Raw genomic sequence first — 11816 nt, forward strand, 5'->3', positions numbered from 1 at the left:
AGACTGGCAGCTTTCGGCAACGCGGTCGTCGTATCGGACATAATCGGCCCCCTAACGAAATCCGTGCCAAAGTGCTGCAGTGCGACTTGCGAGCTGTCATTGGTGACGCCTGGGTTTGGCTGGTCGGTCTTTGGCCAGCCAACTTATCCATGGCAGTGCCGCATCTGCTTCTTTTCTCGACTCGCACACTCCCTAGAACCCTGCGGAGGGCAGATTTTCAAGGCCCGCGGTCCTGCGGTTGAATTCCAGCATCTTTGCCATTTCTATCTGCGCGGCCGACGGATCTCTTGCACGGATTGCCTCGGCGACTTTGATGTGTCCCTCGCGAGTCACCGGCTCGGGGCTTTTGGCCAGCACGCCATATTCGTAAGAAATCCAGAGCATGGTGAGAATGATGGGGCGCAATTGCCGCATCATCAGATTGCCAGTGGCTTCCAGGATAGTGGCGTGGAAATTGCAGTCCGCGTTGAATAGATCCTCAACCGCCCCCGAGTTGGGATGCATCGCATAGGCTGCGTCCAAGATTGCTGCCACCTGCGCGTCAGTGGCGCGTACCGCAGCCAATGCGGCGGCCTGTGGCTCAATGATGCCGCGGAGCTCAGTCGTCTCGGCGAACATTGATTGCAGCCGCGGATGGGTCGGCTCGTGCCAGGCCACGACCTCCGCATCAAGAAGGCTCCATTCTTCTATCGGTCGCACACGCGTGCCATAGCGTCGTGCCGTGCGCACCATGCCTTTGCCTGACAAGACCTTGATAGCATCGCGGACCGTGGTTCTGCTGACGCCCAGAGAAACTGCCAGCTCGGGCTCTGTCGGCATGATCTCGCCGGGACGATAAACGTCGTTCGCAATCCGTCGCCCTAGATCGTCCACTGCGATCTTGGTTGCCCCGGTGGGGAGCGCCGATCCCATCACGGCACGCAAAAGGCCGGACACTTTTGGTTGCGGCGCCACTTGCGCGTCATCGTTTCTCACTACGAACCTTTACATGTGATCTAAAGAAATGCATGATCTTGGCGATGGTGCTCTAGAAACCACCAAAAGCCAACTCGGCCCAAAGGCCGATCTAGGGAGGACAATTATGTTTAATATCCGTACTGCAATCGGCGCTCTGATGGGGGTTTTGTCCCTTTCATCGGTCAGTATCGCTGAAGAAATCAAGTTTGGCATAGGTGTCGCCGAGGGCGACTACCCCGAATATAACGCCGTGCTCCGCTTCAAGGAGTATGTCGAGTTCAAGACCAATGGCGAAATTACCGTTCGTCTGTTCCCGGGCAATCAGTTGGGCGGCGAGCGCGAAATGCTGGAGCAGGTGCAGCAGGGCAGCCTCGAACTGACGCTGCCAGCTGACGGCGCCATGGCGGGCTTCTATCCCCCCATGCAGGTCTGGTCAGTTCCTTACATTTTTGAAAGCGCCCCAATCGCCTGGGAGGTCATGAGTGGACCGTTCGGCGACGCCATGCGCGAGGATATCCTCGAGCAGACCGGCATGCGCGCGCTGGCGTTCTCGCAGAACGGCTTCCGTTCATTCACGAACAACGTGCGGCCAATCGTCAATCCCGACGACATGGCGGGCCTCAAGATCCGCACCATGGAAAGCCCGGTCTATATGGAAATGGTCAAGTCACTTGGCGCGACAGCCGTTCCGATCAGCGGCGCTGAAGTGGTGATGGCCCTGCGTCAGGGCGTGGTAGACGGGCAGGAGAACCCGCCAGCAGTTGTCTATAGCGGTGGTGCCGGCGAAGTTCAGAAGTACTACACGCTGAACGAACACACTTTCGGACTTCATGTGGTCATTGCCAATAATGACTGGTTTGAATCGCTCACCCCAGGTCACCAGCAGATCATCCAGGATGCTGCCAAGCTGGCCGCCTGGACGGAGAACCTGCAAAAGACCGAGGGCGACTGGCTCTATAGCCGCCAGCTGCAGGACGAGCTCGGGATGGAAATCCATGTTTCCACCCCTGAGGAAAAGGTCGCCTTCCGTGACGTTGTCCAGGAGCCGGTGCTGCAGTTTATTCGCAGCAATGTTGGCGATGAACTGGTCGACGACCTTCTCGCGGAAGTAGAGACCGTAAAAGCCCGCATGTACGGTTCCGAGTAAGCGATCCCATCCGCCGCGGACCGTTGGTCCGCGGCATTGAAGGAAACTTGCCATGCAGGCATTTGCGAACCGCGCTGCCTTCCTGCTCGCCCGTGCGAGCGAGATTCTGGCGACACTGCTGTTGATCTCTGTCACTGCCCTCAATCTCACGCAGGTCGTGGGCCGGTATGCCTTCAGTATCGGCTTTAGCTGGACCGAAGAACTGATGCGCTATCAGATGATCTGGCTGATGATGCTGGGCTCCGTGGCCGCAGTATATCGGGTTGAACACATGGGGATCGAGAGCCTTGAATCCATGGTGGCGCCGCGTTACGGCGCTCTGGTGCGCTCGGCTCTTTACTCTGTCGGCGCCATATTTTGTTTGGTCGTGCTGGTCTATGGCTGGCCTCTTGCGCTGCGCAATGCCGGCCAGGTCGCCCCTGCCTCGGGCATTCCCATGATCTATCCCTATATGGCCTTACCCGTCGGGTCGGCCCTGCTTCTCATTCAGATTGGCCTATCCTGGTTCGGGGGCTGGGACGAGCAGAGCAGGACTTCTGACGCGGCAGGAGGCAAAGCATGATTTGGGTCGCTCTTGCCGGCATCGGCCTGCTGCTGATCGGTGTGCCAGTTGCCTTCTCACTCGGGCTGGCCGGCCTGATCGGCGTTTTGCTGGCCGATATTCCATTGTCCATCGTCACGACACGCCTGTTCACCGGCGTGGACAGTTTCATATTTCTGGCGGTCCCGTTCTACATCCTGGCTGCTGAAATCATGAGCCAGGGCGGCATTACGACCAGGCTCATTGCCATCGCTTCGGGTGCCACGCGCAAAATGCGCGGGGGAACTGCCTATGCCAACATTGGCACTTCCGTTCTTTTCGCGGGCATTTCAGGGTCTGCCGTAGCCGACGCTGCGGCGCTGGGCCGGGTCTTCATGGAAGAGATGCCAAAGGAAGGCTATTCACGCCCCTACGCCGCCGCGGTCACTGTCGCTTCCTCTATCATTGGACCCATTATCCCGCCCTCGGGGCTGGCAATTCTGATCGGTGCGGTTACAGGCGTCTCCATCATCGATTTGTTCCTGGCTGGCGTCGGGCCAGGTATCCTGTTGGGCGCCTCCTGCGCAGCCATCGTCTTCTTTGATGCAGTCCGGGGCCGCTTGCCTCGCCCGCGCCTTGCTGACAATCAAGGTCCACGTTGGCGCATGATTATTGAGGGCGTTGCTGTCGCCACGCTGCCTCTGATCATTGTCGGCGGTATGGTTCTCGGGGCCTACACGGCAACCGAGGGCGGTGGCATCGCGGTGGCTTATGCGATCTTTCTGTCCGTTGTTGTCTTTAGAAAGATGGACATGGCTGGTCTCTGGCAAGCCTTCATGCGCGCGGCCCGCACTTCGGCCACCATCTACCTGTTGGTCGCCGCAGCAACGATCCTGTCCTATGCGCTCAACCTGCTGGGTATCTCCAGCTTCGTCCGCGAAGCGGCGCTGATTTTCCAGGATCAACCTCTCTACTTCCTGTTCGCACTATCTGTGATGATGCTGATCTTGGGCACGTTTCTCGATATCGGTGCGGCGATCCTGATCTTCATGCCTCTGGTGATGCCCGCAGTGACAGCACTGGGCATTGATCCGCTGCAGGCCAGTATGATCGTGATGGTCACGCTTGCCATCGGGCTGGTTACACCACCAGTAGGTGTTGTGCTGTTTGTCATCATGCGGGTGGGAAGCATCGGCATGATTCCACTTCTGCGCTCTCTGCTGCCCTTTCTTATCGCCCAGCTTGTAGCGGTGGTGATCCTCTGCCTCGTCCCTGAAATTTCGACTTGGCTACCGCAAATTCTGAATCCTTGAGTGAGGCCGAAGTGAAGATAACTGCCATCCAAACTGTGGTCGTGAACGCGATCCATCGCAATTGGGTATTCGTCAAGGTGCTGACAGACCAACCAGGCCTCTATGGGTGGGGTGAAGCCACGCTCGAGTGGAAAACGCGCGCTGTTTGCGCCACGATTGAGGACCTCGAACCCTTCGTCATCGGCGAGGACCCCACGCGCATCGAGCATGTCGTGCGTCGCATGACTGGTTTCAGCTTCTGGCCACTCGGCGCCATCGGGCTCACGGCGGTTTCCGGAATTGAACACGCCCTTTGGGATATCAAGGGCAAGGCCCTTGGCGTCCCCGTTCACGACCTGCTTGGCGGCCGTGTACGCGACAATGTGGCAGTCTACACCCATCTACGCCGCGCCAAGATCGGCGCCCAGGTCCCCACCAGTGACATCAACGCATTCTGTGACGCTGTGCAGGAAACAGTCGAGATGGGCTACAACGCCATCAAGCTGGGCTTTGTCCCCTACACTGGTTACGCTGCCCCCCTGCCAGAAGTTCGTCACGTTGAAAAGCTCGCACGCGCGGTTCGTGAACGCGTGGGAGATGGTATTGAGATCATGACAGATTTCCATGGTCGACCGGATAGTGTCGAAGCGGCACGCGCCTATATCGATGCGATCGCCCCCATCCGGCCCCTATTTGTGGAAGAGGCAATTCAACCCGGCGACGCCACGGCGATGGCCGACCTGGCGCGGCAAGTATCCTGTCCTCTGGCAACCGGTGAACGCCTGTTCACTCCTCGCGAATTCGCTGACCTCGCCGAAAAGCGTGCGGTGGCCTATATCCAACCCGATCTGGCTCACTGCGGCGGCCTCACCGGTGGGCGCAAAATCGCAGCCATCGCAGAAGCTGCGCATATGGGCGTTGCACCTCACAATCCCATGGGGCCGATAGCCGGTGCCGTCGCTTTACACTTCGATCTTGCGACCCCCAACTTCGTCATCCAGGAAGAGGCCGTGGGCCTGGTCCCTTGGTTCCGCGATATTTGTACCCAAACCTATCCACTCGACATGCAGAATGGCGTCTGGGGCGTACCTGACGCGCCCGGCCTCGGTATCGAGATTGACGAAGCAGCAGCGGCCCGTCACCCATTCGCGCAGGAAGAAATTCCGGCCCTTGACGCGATTCTGCCCGATGGACGTATCGCCAATTGGTGATGCATCAGTCTGGAAACGTTTTGCGATCGAGCGCGGCGCTCAACCGTGTCGCCTCCGATCAGTGATTGCACACTTTCGTGTCGGCGTGTTCCGAAACAACACCGTCGGCACACCACCCAACCGGAGGCAAGACCGGTTACCGCGCATGTCTACAATTGGGAACTGGCAATTCTGGCTTGAATGAACGGATTGGGGCACGTTGCCGAAGCGGCGCGACACTGGACATTTGATAGAGCGCGTCATCGGCCCGCACCATCACACGTCTATGATGCTGGGCGATCGCAAGTAAATGATGTTGTGCCGAGACCGCTCTCAAAGCTGCCCGGCCGCTTTCGGCAAGTGGCGGATTACAGCTAAGCGACGGGAATGGGGCGCATCGCCGTCAGCATTGCAACTATTCTGAACCGACCCCATGCCAGAAGGCGTCCACGGCAACCTCGGTTTTATAGAAGGCTTCAGGTTTGAACCTGCATCTCTGAGCTACTGCGGCAACCTCAGGATCGTTCTCAAATTTCTTGAGTAGCGCACGCAATTTTAGTTCCCTCTCATCGATAGCAGCGGCGACTGCCAAGCCAGCGTGGCGGGTCAAGATGGCAAGGTCATTGACTGCTTCAGCTACGAAGCCTGCTCGACGGCTTAGATAGCTGAACGAACGCCCCTCCGGGTGCCAGCGAAGGACGGTTCGCTCGTCGTTCCAGCGATGAGCGTGACTACCTTTCGGAACGCCATAGTGCGCAACGACCGTATTGCGGAGATCTGCAATCGCAGCGTGCTTGTGCTTCAATTCCTCAGGGAACGACCTCGTCACATCAACGGGCCGGCGACCATCCTGATCTGAGATAGTGGCACGGGCATACATAGCAACAGCATGAGTCATCAGCGCAGCGGCAAACCGGAACCGCTCGCTCTCGTCTTTTTCGACTTCATGCAGGGTATTGATGGCTCTTTTGGCTTCCAGCAGATCAGCGTGTACCGAGAATGCAGAATGGTATCGATCAATGGCATCCGTCAAATCTTTGAATCGACGAGATTCCCTAAATTCTGAAGCCATCGCTCTCAGATCGTACGCCCACTTCTCCAATTAATTCGCTCCAGCCCGTCATTGAGGTCGGCAGTTTGCACCAGGTACCTGCATTGGCAAGGTGGGCGTCCAGAGCGCCACAATTGGCGCTGAACAAAATATCCATGTCCGCTTTTAGGAACTCGTTCAAGCAAGTCGAACGGCGGGAATGGGGCGCCAAGCTGCCCCCCACTGAAGTCATGTTGTATAGCTGTCGAGGTCCAAACCTAGCGGTCGCCTTCCCCTGCGCCTAATTCCCAAAGCAACGCACGGCAAGTCTGCTCTCGCTCATCTGCACATTCTGCTTCCCGTCGTTTGGGTGGGATCTTTCTGAGCCCGTCAAGATCACGCTGCAATTTCGCGATTAGCCGGTGACGTTCCACGACCGCGGGTCCGGTATCAGGGGGACGAGCCAATGGCGCGTTCGGCCGCGACGCGGTTGAGATGGACTGCCGAATACGTTGGCCAATGAGCGAAAAGATGCCGACCACCAGCATTGCTCGGTCGGCGTCGGTTTGGCCAAGGTCAGCTGGTAAACTCAGTTTGAAATCCTGGACCGACTGATCACGGCGCAGGCGGAAACTGGTGTGAAATTCAACCTGGCCGTTCTCGCTCCACAGCTGAATTTTTAGGTCACGCACATAGTGCCGAAATCTCTCTGACAGCTCCGCGGTCATTCGATCGACCTGTGCCTTCATTGCCGTCTCCCCTGGAAGACTTGTCCCTCAAATCCTCCCCGCCACTGGCGCTGGTATTCTGCCAGCGGGATAAGGAGATCAAAATGCCAAAAGGGCGAGATAGCAAGCGCGTGGCGTCGCAGTTCCTGAACGGCCTCGCAGTCGCGGTCTTCAGCGTGGGTTTGCTCGGCCCACTAGTCCAAGGAGACACTGACACCACCAGTCTCATGTTGGCTATCGTGGTTGCAGTGGCATTGCACGGGCTCGCGCAGTTCATCAGTTGGCGCTGAGTTGGATTGAGATCTGAGAAGCTTATTTGCCGCGCACTGCCATGTGCTACGCTGCACCCCTGGTGGCATCGATTGAGCTCACTATTCTGCCCGGGCGATAGGATGTCTGCCGCTATGATCTCTACAATCAGTCACGATGAGCCTGCATGACAGTTTACCAGTGGACCACCGATGATGATGAGGTGGCATTTGATGCCATCACAGTTGGCATTGGGGCGCCGCCAAGGGGCTTTGATCCGGTGGAGCTGACAGCAAGCGTCTATTGGCCAGATTGGATTACCCAAGGCGATAAAGTCAGAGGTTCGATGGAAGGCCCCTACTCTATCGACGATGCCCTTCGCCGCGCAGAATCCCTGCGCACAATCTGGGCATTCAAGCGTGTTGTGATCGCCATTGAAGAGCGCGAACTCTGGCAGCCCGAATGGGGCGAGCTAGCCGAATTTGAAGGTTTTGACTGATGTGCAATCTCTACTCCCACACCAGTAATCGGCAGGCGATCATCGACTTCGTCAAAGAGGTCAACCGCATCCACGACAGTGTTGGCAATCTCGAACCTCAGCCGGGCATCTTTCCAGACTATGCAGCGCCCATCGTGCGCAATACCGCCATTGGCCGCGAGCTGGCCAAGGTTCGGTGGGGCATGCCTTCCAGCCAGTTCGCCTTGATGCAGAGCGCCAAGAAGCGCGCGGCAAAGCTTGAAGATAAAGGGCAAGTGGTGGACTTCGCCGAATTGCTCAAGCTCGAGCCAGATAGCGGCACAACCAATGTGCGCAACATCTTTGATCCGGTCAAAGGCCGCTGGAACCAGCACTGGAACCGCTGGATGGGTGTCGAGAACAGGTGCGTCGTGCCCTTCACATCGTTCTCAGAGTTCGATGGCACCATGCAGGACGGCAAGAAGCGGGGCGACACCTGGTTTGCCCTGGATGAAAGCCGGCCACTGGCCTTCTTTGCAGGCATCTGGGTCGAAGGTTGGACCAGTGTGCGCAAGGTCAAAACTGGAGTCGAAACAGCAGACTATTTCGGCTTCTTGACCTCAGAGCCCAACGACGTTGTTGGGGCCATCCACCCCAAGGCCATGCCGGTTATTCTGACCAAACCTGAAGAGGTCGAGATGTGGCTGTCGGCGCCCAAGGATGAAGCCATCCAGCTACAGCGCCCCCTGCCCGATGGCGTACTCGACATCGTCGCTGTTGGCGTCAAACAGGACGGCGCCTAAAGGTCATCGTCAGGCACATACCACCTTAACCCGAACATTCGGCCACCACAGCATGGCGCATTGAGCTTGGCTGCCAACCTGTTGATCTCGAAATTGTAGCCCAGCACGGCAACCAGCGTTGGAAGATCGAGCTCTGCCTCTACCCCACAGGGCTTTGCCTGCTTGAGGCCTTGATGATGCCGCTGGCATTCAATGAAGCCGCGCCATTTCTCATGCATGGCCTTGCCAATTGTTGGCGGAATGCGGCCCTGCGGCTCATCAAGACGGATCTGGCATCGATCGTTCGCATAGTTGATCGAATTGATATCTGGCGGGTTCAAGGCTTTGCGGCATTTGCCGAGCCTGCCAATTGCCCTGAGCGCGTCAGGTCCGGTGACATCGCCCACCATGCCCAACAGTCTGTCAGCCCGATATGCGCCACGGCGGCTACATTCATCGCAGCGCACGCGGATCACTCTTTGGCCCATTTTGGACAGGGTCACAGGTTGTGACGACATCGATCGAGATTGACTCCAATAGGCAGCAGTTCCTATTTTGTTCTCATTCTTCGCGACAAGAGTCGAGAGGGATCCGTGTCAATGTGATGGGAGAACTGACATGCTGACGGTTCAGAAGCCGGATATCAAACCAACCAGCCTGATCGTGCTGCTGGCATTTGTCCGGGACGAAGAAGGCGAGTTGCAAACCGCTTTCGAGCCCCGAGAGGTGCCGTCAGAAGACAAGGCCAAGATGGATGCGCGACGGATGGCAGCACTGGGCACCTATGCTGGTGTGATTGCCTGGTCTCGGACAGCAGACCTGGTCAATGGTGTGTTCGGGGATCCGGTTGTGATCTTTCAGGACGGCGACGTTCCAGACTTGGAGTGACCACTTCAAACTGCCACCATGTGTGGCTTGAGACAATGGCACCCCTGCCCTTTGGTTAGCCCCGCTCACACGCCCAGCCATCGCCATCACGATCCAACTGGTACACGTCGGGCCCAACCACGCGCACTGGCCCACTGACATATGCTGGCCCGTTTCCCGATCCACCTGCACAATCGACGTCACTGGCTATTGGCACGCATTTGCCTTCATAGCTGGGGTGAAACTGGTCTGCCGCTACTTGGTGAACGAGTATCAGTTGCCCGATGAGGAGAACGGCCAGTATGTCGCGACAGAAACCATGGATAGCTGGCTGCATTCTTGCCATTTCCGCGTTGGTGCCCTCGATTGCTTCTGCACAGTCCTATTCCAATCTGGAGATGTGCGGAAACAGACCAAACACAGCGCACAAGACCTGTGTCGTGGATGGCGACACCCTCTGGCTCGATGGCGAGAACATTCGTCTGAAAGACTTCGACACACCCGAGCCGCAAACGCAGATCTGTGGTGGCGAACGCGAAGTCGCACTGGCAATAAGAGCGAGCTCAAGGCTTCTTGATCTGCTCAACCACAATGATTGGACAATCGAGCGCTTCGGACTGGACAGCACCAGAAGCAAGCGCAGACTTGCGACCATCCGTATCAACGGTAGAGATGTCGGAGACATCTTGATCAGCGAGGGCTTGGCACGTCGTTGGCCTGACGGAGACGAATTCTGGTGTTGATAGTGTTTTGGAAGGTTGGCGAATTCAAACGTTCAACCTAGTTGTTATAGGCGCGAGGTCTGAAATGGGGCGGAAACCGCCGGTCACCAACGCACCCCATTCCCGCCATCCAAGTGGCGGTTTGGATTTCCTAAATGCGGAATGTCCGTTCAAGTCGCGGCAATGGCAACGGGTAGAAAGGGGACTGGCAGGTTTTAGGCAACTACTCCCGCAACCTGCCAAGGAATTAGGCAGCACGATAAGGTAAGGCTGCTCCAAATGCTGATGAAGCCCGTGTGACTTGTCCCAGGTTTCACCAGTTGGTGAAAGGCCCGTAGCGGCGTCGCAAATGCGGTGGTTCTGAGTATGCGAGTTCAGATACTCTCAGGCGGTCCTCATAGACGTCTACGCCAAGGCCTGGTCCGTCGGGCACGATGTACGCGCCATCTTCGAGTTCAACCTGAACGGGGAAGAGTTCCCTGTTGTCAAAGCCGAGTTGCTCCACAGGGCTTGCCGGCATTCCAGCCAAGAGAAATTGGGAACAACCGCGCCCATGTGAACTGACGCCGCAGTGCACACTGGTCCCAGCGGATTATGCGGCATGCGATCGGCATAGTGCGCCTCGCAACAGCCGGCGACCTTCATGGCCTCGGTGAAACCACCGACATTGCAGATGTCGATGTGGGCATGTGGGCATGTGGGAGGATGTCGTTTTCCACATAGGGGCAAACTGCCACTTGGATGACGAAGCGCCAGGACATCTGCCCAACCGCTACACCCCTCACCTGCACGCTTAGGCGGCAGGCTTTTGTCCTTGATCATCAAAGACGTGACATTCTGAGGCCGCGATGCCGAGCTGAATGCGCGCCCCTGTTTCCAGATGGCTTTGCCCCGGCAGCGCTGCGGTGATCTCAGTGCCATCTGCCAGTGCAACGCGTACGACAGTTTCGTTGCCAAGGGACTCAACCAACAGAACCGTGCCTTGCAGCGGCCCTTTTGGGTCGGCGCTCAAGCCGTGTGGCCGCACACCCAATGTAACCGCCTGCCCCACCGAAAGCCCAGCAGCAGGTATGCTCCACGCCATGGTGGCATCCTTGGTGACAAACTGAGCGATATCTGCAGTGATCGACTGCACCGTTCCGGCAATGAAGTTCATCTTGGGTGAACCGATGAAGCCCGCCACGAACTGGTTGGCAGGATTGTTGTAGAGTTCAAGAGGCGAACCTACCTGCTGCAGCACGCCGCCATTGAGCACCACGATCTTGTCCGCCAGGGTCATCGCCTCGACCTGATCATGCGTGACATAGATCATCGTGGCGCCCAGATCGTGATGCAGTCGCGCAAGTTCCATGCGCATGTCGACGCGCAGGGCAGCATCGAGATTGGACAGAGGCTCATCGAACAGGAAGACATCCGGCTCGCGCACGATGGCCCGGCCAATGGCCACGCGCTGGCGCTGTCCGCCTGAGAGCTGGGCAGGCTTGCGATCAAGCAATTGCTCCATCTGCAAGACCTTGGCCACAGCGCGGATCTTGCGATCGCGCTCATCCCTGGGCGTACCGGCCAGTTTCAACCCGAAGCCAACATTGTCGTACACGCTCATATGCGGATAGAGCGCGTAGGACTGGAATACCATGGCGACGCCGCGATCACGGGGTTCGATATCGTTGACCACGCGATCACCAATAGTCACCTCGCCGCCCGAAATATCCTCTAGACCGGCGATCATGCGCAGCAGGGTAGATTTGCCGCAGCCCGACGGCCCGACAAAGACGACGAACTCACCGTGACCGATATCGAGGTCGACACCTTTGATGACTTTGACATCGCCATAATTCTTGACGACCGAGCGAAGGGATAGTTGGGCCATTTGAA

Annotated in this window: 14 protein-coding genes; 8 read left to right on the plus strand and 6 right to left on the minus strand. The window is 57.6% G+C overall.

From position 1 onward, the window contains the following. Positions 1-192: 192 nt before the first annotated feature. On the minus strand, positions 193-975 hold the full coding sequence (locus KD146_RS07205) for a FadR/GntR family transcriptional regulator (RefSeq protein WP_212658030.1): 783 nt from the start codon (positions 973-975) through the stop codon (positions 193-195). 106 nt (positions 976-1081) lie between these two features. Between KD146_RS07205 and KD146_RS07210 the strand changes: the two genes are divergently transcribed. From KD146_RS07210 to dgoD, 4 genes are read left to right on the plus strand one after another with little or no spacing between them, the layout of a single operon-like run. Next, the gene (locus KD146_RS07210; protein WP_212658031.1) at positions 1082-2104 is read left to right on the plus strand and encodes a DctP family TRAP transporter solute-binding subunit; all 1023 of its coding nucleotides are present in this window, start codon (positions 1082-1084) and stop codon (positions 2102-2104) included. A 52-nt stretch (positions 2105-2156) separates the two neighbouring features. Further along, positions 2157-2666 carry a TRAP transporter small permease gene (locus KD146_RS07215; protein ID WP_212658032.1) on the plus strand — a complete coding sequence of 170 codons (510 nt, stop codon included), beginning with the start codon at positions 2157-2159 and terminating at the stop codon, positions 2664-2666. Next, positions 2663-3937: a TRAP transporter large permease gene (locus tag KD146_RS07220; RefSeq protein ID WP_212658033.1), complete on the plus strand. Its 1275-nt coding sequence runs from the start codon at positions 2663-2665 to the stop codon at positions 3935-3937. Before KD146_RS07215 ends, KD146_RS07220 begins: the two co-directional genes overlap by 4 nt. Then, positions 3934-5127, plus strand: coding sequence for a galactonate dehydratase (dgoD, locus tag KD146_RS07225; RefSeq protein ID WP_249327605.1), 1194 nt, complete (start codon positions 3934-3936; stop codon positions 5125-5127). The genes KD146_RS07220 and dgoD overlap by 4 nt, the downstream gene beginning before the upstream one ends. Before the next feature lie 394 nt (positions 5128-5521). On the opposite strand, the gene KD146_RS07230 is transcribed toward dgoD, so the two are convergent. After that, positions 5522-6208, minus strand: a complete 687-nt coding sequence (locus KD146_RS07230; protein ID WP_212658034.1) for a hypothetical protein — start codon at positions 6206-6208, stop codon at positions 5522-5524. A 206-nt stretch (positions 6209-6414) separates the two neighbouring features. Continuing rightward, positions 6415-6885 (minus strand): hypothetical protein, encoded by a 471-nt coding sequence (locus KD146_RS07235; protein WP_212658035.1) that lies wholly within the window; start codon positions 6883-6885, stop codon positions 6415-6417. 415 nt (positions 6886-7300) lie between these two features. Between KD146_RS07235 and KD146_RS07240 the strand changes: the two genes are divergently transcribed. Further along, positions 7301-7612, plus strand: coding sequence for a hypothetical protein (locus KD146_RS07240; protein ID WP_212658036.1), 312 nt, complete (start codon positions 7301-7303; stop codon positions 7610-7612). Beyond that, the gene (locus KD146_RS07245) at positions 7612-8373 is read left to right on the plus strand and encodes an SOS response-associated peptidase family protein (RefSeq protein ID WP_212658037.1); all 762 of its coding nucleotides are present in this window, start codon (positions 7612-7614) and stop codon (positions 8371-8373) included. The genes KD146_RS07240 and KD146_RS07245 overlap by 1 nt, the downstream gene beginning before the upstream one ends. Here KD146_RS07245 and KD146_RS07250 read toward each other — a convergent pair. Continuing rightward, positions 8370-8693: a hypothetical protein gene (locus KD146_RS07250; RefSeq protein WP_212658038.1), complete on the minus strand. Its 324-nt coding sequence runs from the start codon at positions 8691-8693 to the stop codon at positions 8370-8372. The genes KD146_RS07245 and KD146_RS07250 overlap by 4 nt on opposite strands. A 277-nt stretch (positions 8694-8970) precedes the next feature. Here KD146_RS07250 and KD146_RS07255 point away from each other — a divergent pair, with 277 nt between their 5' ends. Both KD146_RS07255 and KD146_RS07260 read left to right on the plus strand, forming a co-directional pair. After that, on the plus strand, positions 8971-9240 hold the full coding sequence (locus tag KD146_RS07255) for a hypothetical protein (protein WP_212658039.1): 270 nt from the start codon (positions 8971-8973) through the stop codon (positions 9238-9240). A gap of 281 nt (positions 9241-9521) precedes the next feature. Next, on the plus strand, positions 9522-9962 hold the full coding sequence (locus tag KD146_RS07260) for a thermonuclease family protein (RefSeq protein WP_249327606.1): 441 nt from the start codon (positions 9522-9524) through the stop codon (positions 9960-9962). Between the two features lie 384 nt (positions 9963-10346). On the opposite strand, the gene KD146_RS18195 is transcribed toward KD146_RS07260, so the two are convergent. Next, positions 10347-10763 (minus strand): enolase C-terminal domain-like protein, encoded by a 417-nt coding sequence (locus tag KD146_RS18195; RefSeq protein WP_427857062.1) that lies wholly within the window; start codon positions 10761-10763, stop codon positions 10347-10349. Further along, positions 10735-11811: an ABC transporter ATP-binding protein gene (locus KD146_RS07265; protein ID WP_212658041.1), complete on the minus strand. Its 1077-nt coding sequence runs from the start codon at positions 11809-11811 to the stop codon at positions 10735-10737. Before KD146_RS07265 ends, KD146_RS18195 begins: the two co-directional genes overlap by 29 nt. Positions 11812-11816: the final 5 nt, after the last annotated feature.

Origin of the sequence: Devosia litorisediminis (assembly GCF_018334155.1) — a bacterium.
Taxonomy (GTDB): Bacteria; Pseudomonadota; Alphaproteobacteria; order Rhizobiales; family Devosiaceae; genus Devosia; species Devosia litorisediminis.

What these genes read in the sequence shown, in the direction of transcription:
- KD146_RS07210 (WP_212658031.1), top strand. Translation starts at nt 1,082, where the DNA reads ATGTTTAATATCCGTACTGCAATCGGCGCTCTGATGGGGGTTTTGTCC.
- KD146_RS07215 (WP_212658032.1), top strand. Translation starts at nt 2,157, where the DNA reads ATGCAGGCATTTGCGAACCGCGCTGCCTTCCTGCTCGCCCGTGCGAGC.
- KD146_RS07220 (WP_212658033.1), top strand. Translation starts at nt 2,663, where the DNA reads ATGATTTGGGTCGCTCTTGCCGGCATCGGCCTGCTGCTGATCGGTGTG.
- KD146_RS07235 (WP_212658035.1), bottom strand. Translation starts at nt 6,885, where the DNA reads ATGAAGGCACAGGTCGATCGAATGACCGCGGAGCTGTCAGAGAGATTT.
- KD146_RS07240 (WP_212658036.1), top strand. Translation starts at nt 7,301, where the DNA reads ATGACAGTTTACCAGTGGACCACCGATGATGATGAGGTGGCATTTGAT.
- KD146_RS07245 (WP_212658037.1), top strand. Translation starts at nt 7,612, where the DNA reads ATGTGCAATCTCTACTCCCACACCAGTAATCGGCAGGCGATCATCGAC.
- KD146_RS07255 (WP_212658039.1), top strand. Translation starts at nt 8,971, where the DNA reads ATGCTGACGGTTCAGAAGCCGGATATCAAACCAACCAGCCTGATCGTG.
- KD146_RS07260 (WP_249327606.1), top strand. Translation starts at nt 9,522, where the DNA reads ATGTCGCGACAGAAACCATGGATAGCTGGCTGCATTCTTGCCATTTCC.
- KD146_RS18195 (WP_427857062.1), bottom strand. Translation starts at nt 10,763, where the DNA reads ATGATCAAGGACAAAAGCCTGCCGCCTAAGCGTGCAGGTGAGGGGTGT.
- KD146_RS07265 (WP_212658041.1), bottom strand. Translation starts at nt 11,811, where the DNA reads ATGGCCCAACTATCCCTTCGCTCGGTCGTCAAGAATTATGGCGATGTC.